The 22,054-nt window shown below is 44.5% G+C and carries 24 protein-coding genes; 14 read left to right on the forward strand and 10 right to left on the reverse strand.

Annotation, left to right across the window (positions count from 1 at the left end):
- Positions 1 to 236: 236 nt before the first annotated feature.
- Complete coding sequence (rlmM, locus tag HF888_RS09705; protein ID WP_007017125.1) at positions 237 to 1,295, reverse strand: 23S rRNA (cytidine(2498)-2'-O)-methyltransferase RlmM; 1,059 nt, start codon at positions 1,293 to 1,295, stop codon at positions 237 to 239.
- Positions 1,296 to 1,934 (reverse strand): alpha/beta family hydrolase, encoded by a 639-nt coding sequence (locus HF888_RS09710; protein WP_007017126.1) that lies wholly within the window; start codon positions 1,932 to 1,934, stop codon positions 1,296 to 1,298.
- Between the two features lie 380 nt (positions 1,935 to 2,314).
- Here HF888_RS09710 and ccoN point away from each other — a divergent pair, with 380 nt between their 5' ends.
- From ccoN to ttcA, 12 genes are all read left to right on the forward strand, one after another.
- Positions 2,315 to 3,745 carry a cytochrome-c oxidase, cbb3-type subunit I gene (gene ccoN / locus HF888_RS09715; RefSeq protein ID WP_007017127.1) on the forward strand — a complete coding sequence of 477 codons (1,431 nt, stop codon included), beginning with the start codon at positions 2,315 to 2,317 and terminating at the stop codon, positions 3,743 to 3,745.
- Positions 3,746 to 3,759: 14 nt separating this feature from the next.
- The gene (gene ccoO, locus HF888_RS09720; RefSeq protein ID WP_007017128.1) at positions 3,760 to 4,368 is read left to right on the forward strand and encodes a cytochrome-c oxidase, cbb3-type subunit II; all 609 of its coding nucleotides are present in this window, start codon (positions 3,760 to 3,762) and stop codon (positions 4,366 to 4,368) included.
- Positions 4,369 to 4,372: 4 nt separating this feature from the next.
- Positions 4,373 to 4,555, forward strand: coding sequence for a CcoQ/FixQ family Cbb3-type cytochrome c oxidase assembly chaperone (locus HF888_RS09725; protein ID WP_007017129.1), 183 nt, complete (start codon positions 4,373 to 4,375; stop codon positions 4,553 to 4,555).
- Positions 4,548 to 5,453 (forward strand): cytochrome-c oxidase, cbb3-type subunit III, encoded by a 906-nt coding sequence (gene ccoP, locus HF888_RS09730; protein ID WP_007017130.1) that lies wholly within the window; start codon positions 4,548 to 4,550, stop codon positions 5,451 to 5,453. The genes HF888_RS09725 and ccoP overlap by 8 nt, the downstream gene beginning before the upstream one ends.
- 173 nt (positions 5,454 to 5,626) lie before the next feature.
- Entirely contained in the window at positions 5,627 to 7,051 is a 1,425-nt protein-coding gene (gene ccoG / locus HF888_RS09735; protein WP_007017131.1) for a cytochrome c oxidase accessory protein CcoG, read from the forward strand.
- A gap of 115 nt (positions 7,052 to 7,166) precedes the next feature.
- Complete coding sequence (locus HF888_RS09740) at positions 7,167 to 7,670, forward strand: FixH family protein (RefSeq protein ID WP_165837014.1); 504 nt, start codon at positions 7,167 to 7,169, stop codon at positions 7,668 to 7,670.
- 3 nt (positions 7,671 to 7,673) lie between these two features.
- Positions 7,674 to 10,094 carry a heavy metal translocating P-type ATPase gene (locus HF888_RS09745; RefSeq protein WP_007017133.1) on the forward strand — a complete coding sequence of 807 codons (2,421 nt, stop codon included), beginning with the start codon at positions 7,674 to 7,676 and terminating at the stop codon, positions 10,092 to 10,094.
- Between the two features lie 15 nt (positions 10,095 to 10,109).
- The gene (gene ccoS, locus HF888_RS09750; protein WP_007017134.1) at positions 10,110 to 10,337 is read left to right on the forward strand and encodes a cbb3-type cytochrome oxidase assembly protein CcoS; all 228 of its coding nucleotides are present in this window, start codon (positions 10,110 to 10,112) and stop codon (positions 10,335 to 10,337) included.
- Positions 10,338 to 10,346: 9 nt separating this feature from the next.
- Positions 10,347 to 11,006: a sulfite exporter TauE/SafE family protein gene (locus HF888_RS09755; protein ID WP_007017135.1), complete on the forward strand. Its 660-nt coding sequence runs from the start codon at positions 10,347 to 10,349 to the stop codon at positions 11,004 to 11,006.
- 126 nt (positions 11,007 to 11,132) lie between these two features.
- Positions 11,133 to 11,903, forward strand: a complete 771-nt coding sequence (fnr, locus tag HF888_RS09760) for a fumarate/nitrate reduction transcriptional regulator Fnr (RefSeq protein WP_050758006.1) — start codon at positions 11,133 to 11,135, stop codon at positions 11,901 to 11,903.
- Between the two features lie 241 nt (positions 11,904 to 12,144).
- Positions 12,145 to 12,636: a hypothetical protein gene (locus HF888_RS09765; protein ID WP_007017137.1), complete on the forward strand. Its 492-nt coding sequence runs from the start codon at positions 12,145 to 12,147 to the stop codon at positions 12,634 to 12,636.
- A 104-nt stretch (positions 12,637 to 12,740) separates the two neighbouring features.
- A complete protein-coding gene (gene ttcA, locus HF888_RS09770; RefSeq protein ID WP_007017138.1) occupies positions 12,741 to 13,706 on the forward strand; it encodes a tRNA 2-thiocytidine(32) synthetase TtcA in 966 nt (321 codons plus the stop codon).
- Here the strand turns inward: ttcA and HF888_RS09775 are convergent.
- Genes HF888_RS09775 through HF888_RS09785 form a run of 3 tightly spaced genes read right to left on the reverse strand, consistent with a single transcriptional unit; the run spans position 13,703 to position 15,733 of the window.
- Positions 13,703 to 14,140 carry a hypothetical protein gene (locus tag HF888_RS09775; protein ID WP_007017139.1) on the reverse strand — a complete coding sequence of 146 codons (438 nt, stop codon included), beginning with the start codon at positions 14,138 to 14,140 and terminating at the stop codon, positions 13,703 to 13,705. The genes ttcA and HF888_RS09775 overlap by 4 nt on opposite strands.
- A 59-nt stretch (positions 14,141 to 14,199) precedes the next feature.
- Positions 14,200 to 14,691, reverse strand: coding sequence for a transcription elongation factor GreB (gene greB / locus HF888_RS09780; protein WP_007017140.1), 492 nt, complete (start codon positions 14,689 to 14,691; stop codon positions 14,200 to 14,202).
- A 4-nt stretch (positions 14,692 to 14,695) separates the two neighbouring features.
- Positions 14,696 to 15,733, reverse strand: a complete 1,038-nt coding sequence (locus HF888_RS09785; RefSeq protein ID WP_007017141.1) for a prenyltransferase — start codon at positions 15,731 to 15,733, stop codon at positions 14,696 to 14,698.
- A 54-nt stretch (positions 15,734 to 15,787) separates the two neighbouring features.
- Here HF888_RS09785 and HF888_RS09790 point away from each other — a divergent pair, with 54 nt between their 5' ends.
- Together HF888_RS09790 and HF888_RS09795 are read left to right on the forward strand one after the other, a co-directional pair.
- A complete protein-coding gene (locus HF888_RS09790; RefSeq protein ID WP_007017142.1) occupies positions 15,788 to 16,378 on the forward strand; it encodes a DNA-J related domain-containing protein in 591 nt (196 codons plus the stop codon).
- Complete coding sequence (locus tag HF888_RS09795; protein ID WP_007017143.1) at positions 16,354 to 17,400, forward strand: polysaccharide deacetylase family protein; 1,047 nt, start codon at positions 16,354 to 16,356, stop codon at positions 17,398 to 17,400. The genes HF888_RS09790 and HF888_RS09795 overlap by 25 nt, the downstream gene beginning before the upstream one ends.
- Here HF888_RS09795 and HF888_RS09800 read toward each other — a convergent pair.
- The 5 genes from HF888_RS09800 to HF888_RS09820 all read right to left on the reverse strand — a co-directional run bounded on the left by HF888_RS09800 (position 17,378) and on the right by HF888_RS09820 (position 22,034).
- Positions 17,378 to 18,487, reverse strand: coding sequence for an SMP-30/gluconolactonase/LRE family protein (locus HF888_RS09800; protein ID WP_007017144.1), 1,110 nt, complete (start codon positions 18,485 to 18,487; stop codon positions 17,378 to 17,380). The two genes, HF888_RS09795 and HF888_RS09800, sit on opposite strands and share 23 nt — an antisense overlap.
- A gap of 205 nt (positions 18,488 to 18,692) precedes the next feature.
- Positions 18,693 to 19,460: an SDR family oxidoreductase gene (locus HF888_RS09805; protein ID WP_007017145.1), complete on the reverse strand. Its 768-nt coding sequence runs from the start codon at positions 19,458 to 19,460 to the stop codon at positions 18,693 to 18,695.
- A 21-nt stretch (positions 19,461 to 19,481) separates the two neighbouring features.
- Positions 19,482 to 20,162 (reverse strand): histidine phosphatase family protein, encoded by a 681-nt coding sequence (locus HF888_RS09810; protein ID WP_007017146.1) that lies wholly within the window; start codon positions 20,160 to 20,162, stop codon positions 19,482 to 19,484.
- Between the two features lies 1 nt (position 20,163).
- Positions 20,164 to 21,222, reverse strand: a complete 1,059-nt coding sequence (locus HF888_RS09815; protein ID WP_007017147.1) for a phosphotransferase family protein — start codon at positions 21,220 to 21,222, stop codon at positions 20,164 to 20,166.
- A gap of 2 nt (positions 21,223 to 21,224) precedes the next feature.
- Positions 21,225 to 22,034, reverse strand: a complete 810-nt coding sequence (locus HF888_RS09820) for an SDR family oxidoreductase (protein WP_007017148.1) — start codon at positions 22,032 to 22,034, stop codon at positions 21,225 to 21,227.
- Between the last annotated feature and the right edge of the window lie 20 nt (positions 22,035 to 22,054).

The following is a 22,054-nucleotide window of genomic DNA, read 5'->3' on the forward strand; positions in this document are numbered from 1 at the left end:
TAGACTCAAGATGTGACAGTAATGTAGGTTAGGCTACGTTTTGACTCTTGACCCAAGGTATCAACAGATTGATTGGTTGTGACATGAGGATAGATAAGAAGAAAATATCAGGGATAAAGTGTGACCAATGCACGGAACGTTAAATTCAAACGCTTGTTTTTAATGATTGAAAACACAAACGTTCGAATTGATGGAAAATGAGAGTTAAAAAGTGGAACCAATAAGTGCTTTAGTGTTTAACTAATACGAGCGATATGTACTGTCACCTCTTCACGGTCGTGATAAAGATGTTTACATGCAATGGTGACCTCAATTTTGTTTTCTTCGAATGTTTGCTGCATATATTCTATGCATTGCTGCACTTCTTGAAAGCGCTTCTTCATTGGCAGTTTCAAATTAAATATGGTTTCGCCACACCAATCATTCACTACCCACTGCACCATGCGCTTAGTCACTTTCATTGGGCTTTCTGCCATATCGCAGACCATCCAATGCACTTTTTTTGACGGTTGATAGCGAAAGCCATCTTCACGCAAATGATTGACTTGTCCAGTATCCATCAAGTCACCCTTCATTGGGCCGTTATCAATCGCGTCCACCATCATACTGCGCTTGACTAATTGATAGGTCCAGCCACCTGGTGCGGCGCCCAAGTCAACCGCACGCATACCTAGTGCCAAACGTGTGTCCCATTGATGCTTAGGTACAAATACGTGCCACGCCTCTTCCAATTTCAATGTTGAGCGACTTGGCGCATCTTTTGGAAAACGCAGTCTTAAAATTCCATCTGGAATCGGATTCGAATTATTTGCGTGGTGATACCCCATTAATGCACGTTTCCCATCCAATAAGAAAACCATCATTCTGGGCAGTTTACGATTCCTCTTTTTAGACAGGTATCCATGATTACGCATTTGTGTCGCAAGCGGTGCAGTTAAACTTTTACATAGTCTGCTTAACTCTTTACCCTCATTAGTATCCGTATGAATAAGTTCCAACTCACCGCATTCAGGTAATCCTTGCGAGTGTTCCAACAAACTCGCGACCCTATCATGTCCCTGCAAGGCGATCTCCTCACCTGCTACAAACCACTGTCGACTAAAAATAAAACGCTTGAAAGAGACATGCTCAATGAGTGTCTTAAGGACGTCATCTTCAGCAATAAAGCTCACCCAACCATCATGAGTTTTACAATAGCCAAAGCAACCCGCTTCGGCCGCTAGATGTTGAATTTCTGCCGCCGATTCGCCTTCAAAACCTTGGCGACATAGAAGCACCACTTGCTGCATGGCCATTTACTGCTCTCCGTTTTTTGAGGCATATGATGCGTGAATCTTTCCAGCAATATCATTGATCACTGTTTGAATATGTTCGTCATGTGTATAGCCGCTTTTTACTCGTGGCTTGAGATCGTGATCGCCATCTTCTAACCATGCGACTTCGATATTGGTCGGAAGCACTAAGGACTCAACCAAGCCTTGATCTCCCAGTTTATCCCTTTGCCCTTGATAAATAGTCATGGCGCAGGACATATTCGGGAAATGATCCACTCGTAATTTTTCTGGCTTGTTTAGGGGGTGAAATGGATAACCGAGTGCAAAGACTTGCTGAATGGGCAATTCTGAATGCTCCGCTGCAAGAATGCTCGCCATGCGACCGCCCATGGACTTGCCCATCAAATAAACATCACCTTGTTGCGAGTCAACTAACTCTTTAAAACAAGCCAACAACTCAGGCTGTCGATTTGGTGGACGCTTTTTACCTGTTTCGCGGCGCTCTTGCATGTAAGGAAATTCAAAACGAACCACTTTAATGCCTTTTTCACCCACGCCTTGCGCAACAGCTTCCATAAAATCACTGTCCATGGGCGCACCTGCACCGTGAGCAAATAAGCAAATGGGGCTATTTTCGGGACCATTAATCAGTGTATGCATGACAAACCAAGGCTAACGCAAATAAAACGCGGGAGTTTACGTAATTACACTCAAATTATCATCTTCATGACTTCAAGAAGCTCATTTTACTGCTAGCATATACATCTATATATGCTGATTTTATGAGCAACTATCGTTGGTGTTAGATAAATTGGCTAACTATTCCAACAAATTAGGCTTTTGCTTGATGTGCATCAGCACTGACACCCGCAAGGTGAATAAGCTTAAGCTTGTTCAGTGCAATTTTTAGGCAAAACGCCTAACTTATTGTTGAATCGAGGAAAAAGGTTGATATGTATCACGGCTTTTCGTTGCATTTAACGCCTCGTTTCCCGATAATTGCGCGGATTTTTTAACTTGCTGCTAATGGAACTAAAATCATGAGCACTGCTATCGAGCATCCAACCTACAACTATAAGGTGGTAAAGTACTTTGCCATCATGACTGTGGTTTGGGGTATCGTAGGTATGTCTGTCGGCGTACTTATTGCCTCACAACTTGTTTGGCCTGAATTGAACTTTGATACTCCGTATCTAACGTTCTCGCGTTTGCGTCCTTTGCATACTAACGCGGTTATCTTTGCATTCGGTGGCTGTGCCCTGTTTGCCACCTCTTATTACGTGGTTCAACGTACCTGTCAGGCGCGTCTAATCAGTGATTCTTTGGCAATGTTCACCTTCTGGGGTTGGCAGGCCATTATCGTTGCTGCAGCGATCACCCTGCCTCTAGGTTACACTTCAGCAAAAGAATACGCTGAACTAGAATGGCCAATCGATATCGCGATCACCATTGTGTGGGTGTGTTATGCCATTGTTTTCTTCGGCACCATCGCTAAGCGCTCTCAACCGCACATTTACGTTGCTAACTGGTTCTATGGCGCGTTCATCATTACTATTGCCGTATTACACATCTTCAACAGCATGTCTGTTCCTGTATCAGCATTTAAATCTTACTCTGTTTACTCGGGTGCGATCGATGCGATGGTTCAGTGGTGGTACGGCCACAACGCAGTAGGTTTCTTCTTGACGGCGGGCTTCCTAGGTATCATGTACTACTTCGTACCTAAGCAAGCAGAACGTCCAGTATACTCTTACCGTCTTTCTATCGTTCACTTCTGGGCGTTGATCTCTATCTACGTTTGGGCTGGTGCGCATCACTTGCACTATTCTGCGCTTCCAGATTGGGCTCAGTCAGCGGGTATGATCATGTCTTTGATCCTTCTAGCACCTTCTTGGGGTGGTATGATCAACGGTATGATGACACTTTCAGGCGCTTGGCATAAGCTGCGTACTGACCCTATCCTTCGTTTCTTGGTGGTGTCTTTGTCTTTCTACGGCATGTCTACCTTCGAAGGTCCGATGATGTCTATCAAGACAGTAAACGCTTTATCTCACAATACCGACTGGACTGTTGGCCACGTACACTCAGGTGCTCTAGGCTGGGTTGCCATGGTATCGATTGGTGCGCTATACAACTTGATTCCTGTAGTACTTGGCCGCAAACAAGGCGAAATGTACTCCACTAACCTGATCAATGTTCACTTCTGGTTATCTACTATTGGTACCGTGCTTTATATCGCTTCCATGTGGGTAAACGGCATCATGCAAGGCCTAATGTGGCGTGCAGTGAACACCGACGGCACTCTAACTTACAGCTTCGTAGAAGCCCTTGAAGCCTCTTACCCTGGCTACTTCGTTCGTGCGCTAGGCGGCGCGATCTTCCTAGCGGGTATGTTCATAATGGCTTACAACGTCTACAAAACTGTGCAAGGCGCGAAAGCTGAGCAAAATGCAAAACTGGCTGAAGCGTAAGGAAGGAATCATCAATGAAACACGATATTGTTGAAAAGAATTTACCTCTGATGATTGCCTTGATTATTGTGGCAATCAGCTGGGGAGCATTAGCAGAAATCATTCCGTTGTTCTTCTTGAAGCAAACAACGGAACCTATCGAAGGTCTTGAGCCTTTGAGTGCTGTTGAACTAGAAGGCCGTGACATCTACATCCGTGAAGGTTGTCACGTATGTCATACGCAAATGATTCGTCCTTTCCGTGCGGAGACTGAGCGTTATGGCCACTACTCTTTGGCCGGTGAGCACGTTTACGAACACCCGTTCCTTTGGGGTTCTAAGCGTACTGGTCCTGACCTAGCTCGTGTAGGTCAACGTTACTCTGACGATTGGCACCGTGCTCACTTATACAACCCACGTGACGTAGTACCTGAATCAAACATGCCATCATTCCCATGGTTGTTTGAGCAGACTATTGACGGCCGTGATACTCCGAAGAAAATGAAAGCTCTGCGTGCTGTTGGTGTACCTTACACAGACGAGCAAATTGCAAACGCTAAGCAAGATGCCGATGGTGTACGTGAGATTGACGCCCTAGTCGCTTACCTACAGCAGCTAGGCACAGTATTAACGCAAAAACGGTAGAGCAATGGATATTAATGACGTGCGTGGTTTGGGCACAGTTTTCGCCCTAATCGCTTTCATAGGCATCATCGCTTGGGCTTATAGCTCAAGCCGTAAGAAGCGTTTCGAAGATGATGGAGACATGATCTTCAAAGATGACGATATCGCGCAGCGTTCAGCAGAAGCGGAGAAAAAAGAGAATGAGTGAATTATCAACATTTTGGCACATATGGGTAAGTGCCATCGTGATTGGCTCCATGGTTGCTTGCGGCATCCTATTGGTGGTCACTAAGCGCGGTCAAAACTACGACGAAGAAACTGACCAAACAACGGGTCATGCCTTCGACGGTATCGAAGAACTAGACAACCCTCTTCCTAAATGGTGGAACATGTTCTTCTGGGTCACTATTGTGTTCGGTTTTGCTTACATCCTTATCTACGGTGTGGGTGACTGGCGTGGCTTCTCAAACTGGTCTTCTCATAGTCAATGGGAAGCAGAAGTTGCGAAAGCAGAAGAAAAATTCGCACCTTATTATGAAAAGCTTAACGCAATGGGCCCTGAAGAGCTGATCCAAAGTGACGAAGCAATGGCCACTGGTCAGCGCATCTATGCGTCTAACTGCTCAATCTGTCACGGTTCTACTGCACAAGGTTCTCTGGGCTTCCCGAACCTTACAGACAACGATTGGCTATATGGTGGTTCTTTCGAAGCAATCAAGACCACCCTACTTCAAGGTCGTCAAGGCGCAATGCCAGCTAACGGCCTAATGCCAAACATGACAGAATCGCAACGTAACGATGTTACTGCATATGTGCTTTCTTTGTCTGGTCGTGAAGGTTCTGGTGATGCAGAAAACGGCAAGCCACTTTATATGCAGGCATGCGTTGCTTGTCACGGTGTGGATGCTAAAGGTAACCAAGCTGTGGGTGCACCGAACTTAACTGACAACATCTGGTTGTACGGCGGTAGCGAAAAGCAAATTAACTTTACGCTTAAGCACGGTCGCAATGGTGTGATGCCAGCTTGGAAAGAAATTTTGGGTGAAGATAAGATTCACGTGCTTGCGGGTTACGTTTACTCTTTATCTAAGAAAGACCAAGAGTAAAATTGAGCTAGCTCAATACTTTATTAAAAGCGGCCAATGGCCGCTTTTTTTATGTTTATTAGAAAGCCCTAATCTATTACACTGAGTAAAACGAATACAACCACATATCACCTCACCTAATATAAAAAGAATAAATGTGCGGAAACGATAATGTGCATCATAAGGTGGTTAGGATGAGCGAAAAAATACCTGTACAAGAACTCACACCTCACAGCATTGACGGCCAATACAAAGGGGTTTCCGCTAAGTATAACGACAAGCTTTATGTTAGATCGGTGAATGGCTTATTCAACAAGATCCGTACGCTATCACTTTGGGCATTAATGATCGGTTATTTCGTTACTCCTTGGATTAGCATTGGTGGTCGCCAAGCCGTTTGGTTTGACCTACCCGCTCGTCAATTCCACATTTGGGGCATGACTTTCTGGCCGCAAGATTTCGTCTTACTTTCGTTTCTATTAATTATTTGTGCATTCGGTTTATTTACCATTACCACGTTAGCAGGACGCATTTGGTGCGGTTATACCTGCCCGCAAACTGCTTGGACTTTTATATACATGTGGGTTGAGGAGAAAATCGAGGGTAATCGCAACAAGCGGATGAAGCTCGATAAAGAGCCCATGAGCACCAGTAAGTTTGTTAAGAAAGCCAGCAAACACTTCATTTGGCTAGTCATTGCACTTGCCACAGCAATTGCCTTTGTCGGTTACTTTTACCCTATTCGTGAACTCATTCCCGACCTCATTACCTTTAGTATTGAAAATCAATGGGCGAGCTTTTGGTTATTGTTCTTTACCTTGGCGACTTATGGCAATGCAGGCTGGCTGCGTGAGAAAGTTTGCTTGCACATGTGTCCATATGCCCGCTTCCAGTCGGTCATGTTCGACCAAGATACGCTAATCGTTTCCTATGACGAACGTCGTGGTGAGCGTGGTTCAGGCCGCGGTCCACGCAAAAAAGGCGTCGATCCTGTGGAAGCAAATATCGGGGATTGCGTCGACTGCAATATGTGCGTTCAAGTGTGTCCAACCGGTATTGATATTCGTGATGGCTTGCAATATCAGTGTATTGGCTGTGCGCTATGCATCGACGCCTGTGACGAAATCATGGATAAAATGCACTATCCCAAGGGTTTGATCCGCTATACAAACGAACACGCTTTAGAGGGCAAAGAAGTTCATATTTTCAGACCCAAACTAGTGGGTTACGCCATTGCGCTCGTTGCCATGTTTGGCCTATTTGGCTGGGCTGTTTATGATCGCACACCACTTGAATTGGATGTCATGCGTGATCGCGGACAGTTGTATAGCAATACCAGTGATGGTCGCGTGCAAAATAGCTACAACGCTAAAGTAATGAATATGGACCAAAAAGCTCATGACTTCGTAATTACAGTGGTCGGGCTTGAGGGTGCGGAACTTGATGGCAAAACCGAACTCTCATTAGACGAAGGTGAAGTTGGCGATGTGCCTTTAAGCATAAAAGCAGTGCCTTGGGACCTGGAAAAATCCCGCACAGATATTCGCTTTATTGTGACACGAGATGATGGTTTGAGCGTTGAACAAGAAAGTCGTTTCATCGGCCCAGCAAGTCGCTAGCACTCACCCTCTTATTGGACAAGAATCTGTGTATCCAGCTAGCCAGTTTCCTGACAAAACTGGCTAGCATTTATGTGCCATAGTGCTAGGATACGCACCATCTTCAAGACCTTATTTGGCAGTATTAAGCATGCAAGAACAGAAGCGCCCTTGGTATAGAGAACCCTATGTTTGGTTACTGATTGGTATTCCCTCAAGCAGTGTAATCATGGGCATCTTTTTTATTAATTTGGCCGTGAGCACCAAGGATACTTTAGTAAGAGACAACTATTACAAAGACGGTCTAGCCTACAACCAAGAATTAGAATGGGACAACAAAGCCGAAGCCAATGATATCAAACTATCATTGACGGTAAGTAAAGATAGTGAAGTACGAATGACCATCGAGAATTCTCGCTTGGCGTTGCCAAACATCCTGCAAGTAGCGTTTAGCCACCCTACCCTTAAGGGAAAAGACCGAAATGCAGTGTTGCAACAAGTGGATGGTCAAACCTATGTAGGCCTAACTGAACAGCCCATCGAATTTGGTCGCTACTACATCAACGTCGAAAGCCCACAGCAAGCGTGGCGCGTGCGTCATGTGAATCATGTAAATGCAGGTCAAACCCTCAAGTTCTAATACATGACTGATTGTTTTCACTGTGGTCAAGACGTTCCTAAGAACATTGATCTATCTGTCAAAATAAACAACCAAGTGCAGCCTATGTGCTGCCCTGGTTGCCAAGCCGTGGCACAAGCCATTGTCGACAGTGGTAACGAATCTTTCTATACCTACCGAACAGACTTAAATGAAACACCTGAGTTTACTCTCGGTCAATTGCCACCAAGCGTGTCGGAAGAGCTTGCTCTATACGATAACCCAGATGTCCTGAAAGAACTAGGACAACAGGTTGAGAGCGGGCAACGCATTCAGCTGATGATAGAGGGCATTACCTGTGCTGCTTGCGCTTGGTTGATTGAGCAACAATTGCAACGATTACCAGGTGTAAAAGAAGCAAACCTCAACCTCACCCAGCATCGCCTCAGTGTTACATGGGAACAAAATCAAACACCGCTTCGGCAAGTTATAGAAACTATTTACTCTCTAGGCTTTAAAGCACAACCGTTTGAAACCGATACCTTCCAGCAACAATTAGAAGAAGAGCAAAAACGGGCCTTACGCCGAGTTTTACTGGCAGGCCTTGGAACCATGCAAGCGATGATGTTTGCTGTTCCACTGTACATTGGTGAGCTAGCAGGGATTCTAGAAAAGTTTGAGTTGTATTTCCGCTTTGCAGGAATGGCCATTACGACCCCCGTCATTTTAATCAGCGCTAGGCCATTCTTTAAAGGTTTCATTCGTGATATTAAAACAAAACATCTTACGATGGACGTCCCCGTGTCCATTGCCATTGGCGGCGCGTTCATAGCCAGTATTTATTCTACTTTTGTAGGTGGTGAAGAAGTTTATTTCGATAGCGTCTGTATGTTTACGTTCTTTTTATTAGTGGGGCGCTACTTTGAAACCCGCGCGCGATTACGTACCGGGGAAGCCGGCAATCAACTTAATAATGTATTGCCACGTTCGGTTACGCGTATCACTACCGATGATGAGAAATCAGAAGCTGTCATTCCAGTAAATCAACTTAACATTGGTGATCGGATTCGTGTATTGCCCGGCGCCACCATTGCCGCCGATGGTATTATTCAAACAGGCCACTCGAGCGTTGATGAATCTATTATGACGGGCGAGTTTTTGCCCATCCATAAAGACACCGGTGATCAAGTACTTGCAGGCAGCTTAAACGTTGAGAACCCTATTGAGATTGAAGTCACGGCCTTAGGCGACAACACCCAGCTTTCTACTGTTATGTCGCTATTGGATCGTGCCGAGTCAGAAAAACCTCGTATGGCCATAATGGCCGATGTAATAGCGCAATATTTTGTAGGCGCGGTTTTAATTTTGGCAGCGATTGTCTTCACTGCTTGGTACTTCATTGATACTGATCGTGCGTTTTGGATCACACTTTCCGTTCTGGTTGCTACCTGTCCTTGTGCTCTATCACTTGCTACACCTACAGCGCTTACAGCCGCCACGGGGGCTTTACGAAAAGCAGGTGTGCTAATAACGCGTGGCCATGTTTTAGAAAGCTTAACCCAAAGCAAGCGCATTATTTTCGATAAGACGGGCACCCTGACATTGGGTCAATTATCCATTGAATCTGTTTCAATTGCTCCTGAAACTGAGCTTGATCAAACAGAAGCACTCGCCATAGCATCAGCTCTTGAGTCCCATAGCCAGCATCCTATTGCCAATGCTTTTCAAGCGTTAAGTCTGGAAAAACGATATGTCGCTGAAGACATTAACATGGTGGTCGGCCAAGGCATTGAAGGCAAGGTCAATGGTCAACTTTATCGTATTGGTCACCAAGGCTTTGCCGCCATCGACTCCGAGCTCAATCCGGATGAACAACGCCAACAAATCTTTTTATCTGCTGACGACAAAGCAATAGCCCGCTTTGTACTCTCAGATCAATTGCGACCTGGTAGTCAGCATGCCGTTTCAAGCCTCAATCAACAAGGCATCATCACTGAAATGCTAAGTGGTGATCATAGCTATCAAGTGGAAAAGATTGCGAAAGAACTGAAACTACAAAAGGCGCAAGGTAGTATTTCGCCTCAAGGTAAGCTCGACTATCTAAGTGGACTCAATAACCAAGATCATTCCATCATGGTTGGTGACGGCATTAATGATGTCCCCGTATTGGCTAGGGCGCCTATTTCAATCGCTGTCGGTAGTGCAAGTGATCTAGCTAAAACACACGCTGATGTGATTTTGCTGAATCAGAATCTAAAAACCATTGCACAATTGCTTCAACACGCACGAAAAGCCAAACGTATAATTCGTCAAAATTTAAGCTGGGCTCTGCTCTATAATACCAGTGTGTTACCCTTAGCAGCGGCTGGCTTGTTACCGCCATGGGCAGCAGCAATTGGTATGTCTGCCAGTTCACTTATCGTTGTTTTCAACGCTTTGCGATTAAATTCACTCGCCAAACTATAAATTTCTGAGGTCAGCATGGAAATAATTTTTATAACGGTCCCTGTGACACTTGTTTTCATCGCGGTGGCCGCAGGCATATTCTTTTGGGCTAGTAAAAAAGGCCAATTTGATGACCTTGACAGTCCTGCCCACCGAATTCTCTTTGATGAAGATCAGGGCCCCAATAAAAAGGACAAAAACGCATCGGAGAAAGAACTATCCGAAAGCGCTGAGCAAGACAAAGATTCCTCTCAAACCAAATAATTTGTAATCATGAATGAACCCCTTACATTCCTGACCGCTTGGCTTTTAGGTCTCATGGGTAGCGTCCACTGTATGGGCATGTGCGGCGGCATCGTTGGCGCACTTTCCATGAATGGACCCAAGCCAACACTGCAGCTGGGGTACCATATAGGGAGAATCTTGACCTATGGCGCTTTAGGTTTTGCAGCAGGCATCATTGGACTGTGGTTAAGTGAAAGCCACAGTAATGTCGGCCTAGTTTTACGAACCATATCTGGGATCTTATTAATCTTGATGGGGTTTTATCTAGCAGGACAAACTCAAATGCTTGCGTGGATCGAGCGTGCCGGCAGCGGCCTTTGGCGACGACTACAACCTCTCAGCAAAGGCCTTATCCCTACACACTCATTAAAGCAAGCCATTCCACTCGGTATGGTTTGGGGTTTCCTGCCTTGTGGTTTAGTCTACAGTACTCTGAGTTGGGCTTTAGTAGCCGCTGATCCAGTCAAAAGTGCGAGCTTAATGATGGTATTTGGCTTAGGTAATTTACCCGCCCTCTTTAGCTTTGCCCTGTTAACTCAACAGCTTACAAAGTTGAAGTCAAAGACATGGGTCAAGTTAATGTCTGGTACTTTTGTGGTAGGATTTGGAGTGTGGACACTCTATGCCACATGGTCGACTCAAATCTAACTTCTTACTGCACATGTTTGCAGCCTAAGTTAAGCACTGTTGCTCTTGACTAAGCAAATGGTTTTACCCAACATTTAGGTTATAGGTGCTAATAACATGCACCGTGCCAAGATTGAAGGATTGTTTATGGCAGTTGATAAAAACATTATTTCCCTGGCAAAAAGCGGTGCTGGTAAACCCCACTGCAGTACATGCAGTCTAAGCTCGCTTTGCCTACCGATTGCTCTAGATAACGAAGATCTTGATGCACTAGACGAGATCATCAAACGTGGTCGTCCGCTGCAAAAAGGCGAAACTCTGTTTAAACAAGGCGACGATTTCAAAGCGGTATACGCCATTCGTACAGGGGCAATTAAGAGCTACACCGTTGCGCCCAGTGGTGAAGAGCAGATCACAGGCTTTCATCTAGCCAGTGAAATCGTGGGCCTATCTGGCTATAGCGAAGAAAGCTACCCGCTGACAGCAAAAGCCTTGGAAACCACGACTGTTTGTGAACTGCCTTTAGACAAGTTAGACAGCCTTTGTGACGAAATTCCAGGGTTACGTCGCCAAATGATGCGTAATATGAGTGGCGAAATTCGTCAGGATCAGCAAATGATGCTGCAATTATCGAAAAAAACCGCTGACGAACGCCTAGCTTATTTTCTACTGGATCTAAGTAGCCGTTTCGAGCGCCGTGGTTTTTCACCCAAGACCTTCCGACTCTCAATGTCTCGTGTGGATATCAGTAACTATTTAGGTCTTGCAGTAGAAACTGTCAGCCGCATATTTACCCGTATGCAAAAGAGCGAGCTCATTAGTACGGAAGGTAAAGAAGTCACACTCTTGGACATTCATGGCCTTAATAAGCTTGCCGGCAATCCTGATATTAAAGCGTCCTGTGAACATAGCATCTGATTATTTACCTGATTTTGCACAGGTCTGTCGTGAAGGATAGGTCTGTGCCTACAACTTTAGTCTTACTAATTCTCGCATTTCTCTCTAACCCTCTCTTTTATAAGCAAAAATAAAATTGCAAGTATTTTTTGCATTTTGTCAGTTTCCATCTAATGTTCAGTATAGAAAACAGAAACATGAGATTTTGCGTGATAGTAGATGCTAACTCGCTGATACAAAATCATTAAAAGGAAAGGAAGACATGGGAATCTGTCCCAGCGAGCTAATACACTTGGTGATTCGCCCCACCCTCAAATACTTGGGCGAAGATAACGAAGATGCCCGTTTTCTTCTTATGGCTACTGCTGCCATGGAATCAGAACTGGGGTTTCACCTTATTGGCAGTAAGCATAAAGGCATTGGCGTTTACCAAATAAGTGCCAAATGCCACCGCAACGTTTGGGATAAATATCTCGTCAATAACCCTGAGCTAGCAAGTAAAGTTCGAGGATTGGCAAGCCAACATGAGTTTCTAGCCAATCCTCACCAAGAATTGGCGACTAATCTTCGCTATGCCACGGCTATTGCTTGGTTGATCTATAAACGTAAGACCAGTGATATACCCAAAGCAAGAGATCTAGACTCAGTAGCGCGCTTTTGGCGCCGCCACTTTCACAGTCGTCCTCACGCTAGCGTTGAACGCTTCATGGAACGGGTTAAACCCCTCCTAGAGGCGGACTGCCGCGCCGCGTAACATCCATGGGCCAGGTCTGTCAGCGGGTTACAAACCTGAGTAGGAACCCGCGCGGATTTACGTTAGAATCCGCGCCCTAGTTCTAGGTTAAACCGAGTCGTATCATGGTCCAATTTGTTGATGCTAGCGCCACTGCCTTAAATGCAGAAACGTCGCCGGCGGAAAAAAAGCAAAAAACCGAATTCAATAAACTGCAAAAACGCTTGCGCCGTGAAGTTGGCCGAGCTATTGCAGACTTCAATATGATCGAAGACGGTGACCGTATCATGGTGTGCCTATCCGGCGGTAAAGACAGCTACACCATGCTTGATATCCTGCAGAATTTGCAGAAAAGCGCCCCAGTTTCGTTCGAATTAGTCGCGGTCAACCTTGACCAAAAACAACCCGGCTTTCCAGAACATGTTCTACCTGAATACCTAGACTCATTGGATATCGAATACTACATCGTCAACCGAGATACCTACTCTGTCGTAAAAGAAAAGGTACCCGAAGGTCGTACTACATGCGGTTTATGTTCACGTTTGAGACGTGGCACCTTATATGGCTTTGCTGAGGATATCGGTGCGAATAAAGTCGCTTTGGGTCACCATCGTGACGACATCGTAGAAACCATGTTTCTCAATATGTTTTATGGTGCTCGTCTAGCCGCTATGCCGCCAAAACTGCTGTCTGACGATAAACGCAACATCGTCATTCGACCTATGGCTTATTGTAAAGAATCGGACATTGCGGCCTTCTCAGAATATAAACAATTTCCAATTATTCCGTGCAACCTTTGTGGCTCCCAAGAAAACCTACAGCGACAGAATATTAAAGCCATGCTGGAACAATGGGACAAGGAGCATCCTGGTCGAATTCAACAAATTTTTAATTCGATGCAAAACATTGCACCATCACAAATGGCCGATAAACAACTGTTTGACTTTGAAAATTTACAAATCGATCGATCAAGTGAACGAGACGATCAAGGATTTGGCGATGGGCAAGTGATAGAGGGAGTGGGGGATTTTGCTGAAGCTCCCCCGCGTCTACGACCAGACAACCTGATCGACACTCTAAACGTTAACTAGCGCTTCATTTCTAAACGATAAGTTCCCATATCAGTAACCCATATGTAGGCACGCTGTATGGACTTATCGTGTTTGTTTTCAAGACCTAACACCATTCGGCGCTCATGTTCATTGAGCACTTCCCTACGAATAAATGTTACCTTGAAATTACCTTCCGTTTGTAGCTCAGCAATTTGAGTGGTGTACTCTACAGAAACAGGGCCTTTTTTATTCCAACGAACCCATTGGATGAACGCTCCATCTTGTTTCTCAGTGCGGGTCAGCACTAACCGAATCTGGCCTTTTCGCGAACCTTTCTGCCATTGCCCCATTCCTTTAACATCATAAATTAAAGGATCAAGCTGATGGACCATATTGAGATGTACGCTCGATTCATGATCGTTAGCCACAGCCCAAACAGACAAAAGTAAAAAAGCGCCAATCCATTTCCACATAATAGACTCCCAAAGTCTATTTAATTGTAGAACATATATCGGCCGATATTGCTCTGACCTTAGCAACCCTCCGAGAAACTTGAATAACTTACCTTGTCTAAATACAGCTCACTTAAACCCTTAGGTGTTTGCACAGCAACATCATCGCCTGCTTGTTTGCCTAACAAGGCTTTTGCCACTGGGCTATTGATGCTGATGTACTCGGGACGATGATCGATTTCATCAGGACCAACTATACGATAAATATGAACTTGCCCTTGCTCGTTTTCGATCTGAATCCAAGCTGAGAAAAAGACCTTGGTCTGATCAGCTGGCTTGTCTCGCACAACCGTCAATTTTTCTAAACGCTTGCTCAAAAACCGAACACGTCGATCTATTTCACGTAATCGTTTCTTACCATATATGTACTCTGCGTTTTCAGAACGGTCGCCGAGGGCTGCAGCGTCTTTCACTTGCTGGGTGACTTTAGGACGCTCAGTCCTCCATAAATAGTCGAGTTCGTCTTTTAAGGTTTGCTCCCCTTCTGGGGTAATTAAATCGGCTTTGCTCATACGTCTATGATAACCAAACACTTATCGAAATAGCTATGCACAACAAGATTCCAAGTAATAAATGCGTTTTAGCAGCATCAAAACGAATATCTTTAAGCGAGTCATCACAACCGGTGTGTACGGAGTATAGCTTTTTACACTGGAGTGCGACCAAGGGCGTTGCGATTAGCGGTAATAATAGCCAAGGTCCAAAAAACCAAGCAAGTGCGCAGCTAGATAGTACTACACCCAGGTAATAAATAATTTGAAGCAACCTCGCATTGGTGAACCCTAATTTAATCGCAAGAGTCGTGGCGCCACTTGCCAAATCAATTTTCATATCATTCATATTATTTGCATTTAATATCGCTGTGGCAGCAAAACCAAAGTAAAATCCCACAAACAAAACGGGCTCCCAAAATACCCCACTAACGGCACTACTCATGCCGAAGACCAAAAGCGGACCACAAAGTAACCAAACCACGACATCACCCAGCCCTTTATACTTAAAATAAAACGGCCACCCGCTGTATCCCAACACCCCAAAGAAAGCGACAAGTGCGCAAATCAAAACTGGTACAGGAGCATACATTATCGCGGGCAACGCAAACAAACCTGATAAAAACAATGACGACCATGCCAAGTACGACATCTGCCGCGATGTAAGCCATGCTTGCTGTATGACACCACTACCGCCTAATGAATCGGGAAGATCGATCAATTTTTTGTAATCGGCAACATCATTAAATATGTTTACAGCCACCTGAAGAAGCAGCAAAGCCAATATCGATGAAATGGTATTACCCCAATTGATAGGCACATCTAATAGGATTAACAGTAAAACCGTTGCCAGTGCAGGCATAAAAGTCGCAGTAAGACTAATTACGCGCATTGCTTTAAATATGCGCCATAAAAGACTAGGCTTAGGATCAGTGATGCGCTTAAAACTTATTCCTTCACTATTACTCTGAATGGCTACCCAACCATCGCTTTGGTCGAATACGCCACTATCTAGAGCCCTTTGAGTTTGCGGGTCATGCCAGGGTAAAAGAATATGATCCATTAAAGTCCTTACTAGCAGCACTGAATTTTAGCTCCATTATAATAATGCCAATATATGTTTAACTTTGATATAAGCCAAGAGCTAGAGCAATACTTACAAAAAAACAGCCCGTGTAAAGAGTATGAGATCATCATGTACCTTTGCTCCCAAGGCCGATTTCCCCGCTCTTGTTTGCAGGAGCCATTAGGTCTCTTCCGTAGCCACTTTTTGGTTTTTAATGCACTCTATCGATTACAAATCCATCACGCTGAAAAGTATGAAATAGATATTAGCCCCCTGCATATCGAATTAAAACCAAGAGGCTCTCTAAAAAATGGGGAATCATTTAACGCAGTTAAAAGCCATGACCCGTTGCGTTTATTTTATTTAGACATTGACCGGCTGAATCAAACAGATGAAGTGGAGGTCTGCCGTCTATTGGATGAATTTTGGATCAAATACAAGCATTACCAGCAGAATGATGATGCATCTTGGGCATTTGAAGTATTGGAGCTTGATCCTAAGAAGGATGAAATTGACAGAAAAACCATTAAACAGCAATATCGTCGTCTTGCAATGAAACACCACCCAGATCGCGGCGGTGATGGCGTTATGCTCAGAAAAATAAATGAGGCGGTTGAATGTTTAAATTTTTATTACTACTAATCACCCTATCATTCACATTTGTCGTTCACGGCAAAACCGGATACGATCATGCTGTTATATTGCAATACCATCATGTTTCAAACAGCACGCCACCCATCACAAGCGTAACCGCAGAACAATTAGAGCAGCACTTAAACCTAATTCAAAAAGAAGGTTTTCAGGTCTTACCGCTTCCGCAAGTCATCGAAACGCTACAGCAAGGTAATACGTTTGATAAACCCACTGCGGTCATCACTTTTGATGATGCCTACGAATCAATTTATACCGCTGGTTTCCCCCTGCTAAAAGAATATCAGTATCCTTTCACCATTTTTATTTCACCGAAACCGGTGGAAGATGGCTTTACAGATATGTTGAGCTGGGGACAGCTCAAAGAGATGCAAGCGTATGGTGCTACGATGGCTAATCATAGTTATCAGCATGATCACCTTGCTTTCCGGTTAGAGGGTGAGAGCGACCAAGAATGGCTTGAACGCATTCGTAAAGATACCGAACAAGCACAAGCCAGTCTTGAACATCACCTTGGCTCTCTCAAAAAATACATGGCATACCCTTATGGTGAATTTGACGAGCAGTTAAAATCACTCATGAAGGAAATGGGCTACATTGCATTCGGCCAACAATCTGGCCCCATTCATCAAACCAGTGAATATTTGGCTTTACCACGTTTCCCTGCTTCTGGGATCTATGCCAATACCAAAACACTGAAAACCAAATTGAATAGCCGTGCCTTTCATTTAATTGAAGAGTTACCCAAAGCCCAAGTACGCAGTGCCGGTGATGCTGTTCCAGAATTAATTTTAAAAGTGAAAGACAACGGCTTTCGTCACAAACAAGTACAGTGCTTCTTTTCTGGCAATCCTGTGGAGACTAAAACGAGTAAAGACGAACATGATATTGTGGTGATTCAAGCTAAAGCCAAGGCAAGTCTAAGCAAAGGGCGCAGTCGATATAACTGTACCGCCCCCAGCGAAGACGGTAGCAATTATTTTTGGCACTCTAAGGCGTTTGTGGCTCAATAAGCGTTTGCTTTGACTGATTTAAATTAACCGTTTTACCCAGTGCGGTTTCATGCAAGCTACTGACGTAAAGTACTTCACCCGCTTCTGCAGCGCCAGTCACATGGCCATACATGCCAAGTGGGTCTTGTAAATCATGTACGACTTTTCCTTGGTCATTAATAGCAATCAAATGACCATAGTGCTTTGCTTTCGGTCTCATGAAAGCCGGTAATCGCTGCACTACTTTACGTAAATAGGGGTATTCGCTAAGCGCATCTAACGGCGCGCTACGTGGGCTTACGAGCCCTACCCAATATAAACTATTGCTACCTGGATTAATGTTGTCTGGAAAGCTTGGTAGGTTATCAATGACCACTTGTTGATGCTGGCGATTATGCTCAGCAATACCTATTTTTAGCACGCGATATTTAGCGGTTTCGTTCACCAACACCCACTCTTCGTCATGGCTCACGGCAACACCATTTGCGAAATTTAAGCCATCAAGAATGACCATTGCTTGCTTAGTATTAGTATCGTATTCGATAACGCGCCCATGTCCACCATGCTCGTTTATATCTAGAAGACTTGCGGCATAAGTACCGTAATGTTTGGCATGGAATTTTGTCGACGCATCAGACAAATAAACTTTACCAGATGCGGTGATATCTAAGTCGTCCGCGTAGCGAATGGGACTATCACCCACGTGTGTCAGAACCGTTTCCAAATTGCCCTCTGGAGTAAGTTTTAATAAACCTATATAAGCATCCGCTATCCAGAGATTTCCTTGTGTATCGTACTCAATACCCAAAGGTCGGCCACCCGTATTTACCAGACTCTCGTATTCTCCATTGCTATTTAAACGCATGATGTCGCCGCCTAGTACGCCGAACACAGGCATACCGGATGCATCGATTGCCACATCCTCTGGTCCGATTTCGCCATTTAGCTCAAGTCTATGGATTTGGCTTAACGCTTGGTTTTTAGTAAAAGAACCTGTGTAACCCGGATTATCAGGGGCTTTCCATGCCACTGGTTCAATCTCTACAGGCCATGCCAATAGATACACTGCAACGATAATAAGCGAAGACAAGATAAAAAGTTTTTTCATGAATCATCCATCGTTATTTTTATTTGGACATCATCATAGTAGCTGAAGTGATGAGTATTCAAGTTAAAGGTGCTATTTCAAGACACAAAATACCACGACATAATATTGGAATAGGATAAAGGACAGAGATTAAGGTGATTGATTAGAGGTACACTTAAATCTCCAACTGAAACGCAGGAATGCGTATCAGTTGGATGCGAAAGAGTTATCCGATGAGATAACCGCCATCGACATTGATGCAAGCGCCAGTGGTATAACTCGAGGCGTCACTGGCTAAATAAAGAACGGTGCCAGCCATTTCGTCAGGCTCCGCAACACGATTCATAGGAATATGCTCAAGGGCTTTCTCTAGAATCTGAGGGTTTTTAACCAAAGTAGCTGCGAACTTGGTATCGGTTGCACCTGGTAAAAGTGCGTTAACACGAATACCTAATTGCGCACACTCTTTGGCGAAGGATTTGGTCATGGTAATGACCGAACCTTTGGTGATGCTGTAGATACCCTGCAGTGACCCAGGAATCACACCATTGACAGAAGCCACATTAATGATTGAACCACCACCATTGGCTTTCATTAATTTACCACCTTCTACACACATGAAGAAGTAACCGCGAATATTAACATCCACAGTTTTTTGATAAGCCATTAAGTCGGTATCTAAAATGTGGCCGAAGAAAGGATTGGTTGCTGCATTGTTCACCAGTACATCTAGCTTTCCATGTTTCTCTTTGATCTCGGCGAATAAGGATGCGATCTGTTCTAGCTCACCAATGTGACAAGGAATAGCCTCGGCACTAAAGCCCGCTTCCGTTATTTGATCGACAACCGCTTGGCAACCTTCAATCTTACGACTTGAAACAATAACATGCGCGCCCTGCTCTGCTAGGAGCTTTGCAATGCTTTCGCCGATGCCGCGACTTGCGCCAGTAACCAGTGCGACTTTTCCTGAAAGATTAAATAATTCTGTACTCATTTTGTTCTCCTTTAATTCTCATTAGCGATAGGTGACTTGGCTATCGGCATAGACTAAATGTTGATAATTGTTATAAAAAGACAGGCTGATTTTTCCACTTTGATTAAACATAACTCGTGTAATCGCACTATTAGCCATGACTTCATTTAAAGCGAAAACTTGTTCAATGGAAATGCCTAAAGCATCTTGCAAACACAATGCAATGGGGCCTGCTGAACTGACCGCCAAAGCACATCCGCCAGCAGGTGTTTGCTGTTGAATGTCCCGCAACGATTGCGTTACACGCTGCTTAAATTGATCAAAGCTTTCTTCGTAATCGCCTTCATTAGCCAGCCACTGTTTAACAGAGCGCTGATAAAGACGATGAAAATACTTTTTAGGATCATCTTGTTTTACGATGTGGGCGGCGAATGCTTCGCGATCCAAAAACTCTGGGTAATGAACCGCTAATACATTTTCGTGATTAAACTCGTTCAATCCTCTATTCTCAGTCGCGCGCAAGTCAGGAAAACTCTTGCCTATCTCCGAAAACGTTTGCTGCTGACGCACTAAACTACCATGAAAGGCGACATCTGGCTCACACACTTTTGCCAAATACTCACCAGCAATACGTGCTTGATCATGTCCTAGCTCCGACAGTGCATCGTAATTGACTTTACCGAAGCTGGCCTGACCATGACGCACAAAATAAATGTCCGCCATATTAAGCAGCCTTAATTTTTGCCAAGCAACGAGCTTCTAAATATTTCGCTGCATGAACAAAACCCGCAAAGCGTTTATCTTTGGTTTGACCATGAAAATAACGATAATAAATTTGTTGAATAATTACCGCTAAACGGAACAAGCCATAGACTTCGTAAAAAACGAAGCTCTCGACGTTACGTCCGGTTTTCTCTAGATAGTAGTCCACCACTTCATCACGGGTAAGCATTCCCGGTATATGCGTCGGCTGGCGGCGCATCATTTGAAACTGAGCATCGTCGTCCACTTGCACCCAGTAGGCTAAGCTGTTCCCTAAATCCATCAAAGGATCGCCCACCGTTGCCATTTCCCAATCCAATACACCAATCACTTCGTTCGGGTTATCTGGGTTTAACACCACATTATCAAAACGGAAATCGTTATGAATTAAAACTTGGCCGCAGTCTTCAGGCATATTAGCTTTTAACCACTGCATCACTTCTTCAAAACCTGTCGCGTCATCGGTTTTGGCTTTTGTATAGCGATCGCTCCAGCCGTTAATTTGCCTTGCAACATAGCCATCTCCCTTTCCAAGCTTTTCTAGCTCGGTGCCGGTAATACTGACTTGATGCAGTTCAATTAGTTTGTCGACAACACTTAGACATAGCTGACGAGTTTTCTCCGGCGACAAATCCAGTTCCTTAGGCATGTTTTGTCTTGGAATAATCCCGGTCAGTTTTTCCATCACGTAAAAATCACAACCGAGTACCTCATGATCATCACAAATGGCAAGAATATCTGGCACGTAAGGATAGACAGGCTTAAGCGCCTGCATAATGCGCGCTTCTCGCAACATATCATGGGCACCTTTTGCAATGCGCCCAAATGGGGGGCGTCGCAAAATAAGTGCTCTCTCACCGAAATTCACTTGATAGGTTAGGTTACTCGCGCCACCTGGAAACTGAGTAATGCTAGGCTGACCTTCAAGTCCATCAATATGCTGCTTGAAGTAGGATTCAATCACTTGAGAATCCAGCTCTTCGCCTTCTCGAATATTTCCTGCCTGATCAATTAAAGACATAGTTACCCCTGATTCGCTTTAGCATGAAACTTTTTAGCCGTGCGCTTCATATAAGCAAAATATAAGCTAGGAATGAAGCGCTTTATACGCCACAACCAAGTCTCTTTAGGGTGAGTGACTACGTAAAACTTATTGCTACTAACACCTTGGTAAACCATACGCGCGACATCTTCTGCTTGAATAGAAGACCTCTCCATCAGTTTGTTAGCGATTTTGATACCGCCTTCATGTGTCGCTCGCATGCTGTCAGTTAAATTGGTTTTGAAAAATGCCGGACAAACCACACTTACACCCACTCCAAATGGAGCAAGTTCGGACAATAGCGTTTCGGACATTGCAACAACCGCTGCTTTTGAAGTGTTGTACGCAGACATGCTCGACATATGAATCAAACCCGCGATAGATGCAACATTGACTACGTGTCCTTTACTTTTCTTTAGCATGGGCACAAAGGTGTAACACCCCTTCGCTACACCCATGACATTGACGTCCAGCGTCCATTGAAAGTCTGCCATTGGTAGTTGATCAATATCACCACTAGAGGCAACACCCGCATTGTTGACAATAATGTCGAGACCTTGCCAGCGCTCGCCAATCGCTTGCTGAATGATCTGCCATTCGTCTTCACTCGTCACATCTAGCCTATGATAAAAACAGTCATTACTGTATTTGCTACTTAATGCTGCAGCCAAGGCTTCACCGTCTTCTTGATTAATATCGGCAATGCAGACACCAAAACCTTGCTGAGCATACTTTTCGGCTAAGGCTTTGCCCAAACCGCTGGCACCACCTGTGATTAAAATACGTTTCATTGTTAACCCCTGTTGATCGT

The organism is Bermanella marisrubri (genome assembly GCF_012295615.1).
GTDB lineage: Bacteria > Pseudomonadota > Gammaproteobacteria > Pseudomonadales > Oceanobacteraceae > Bermanella > Bermanella marisrubri.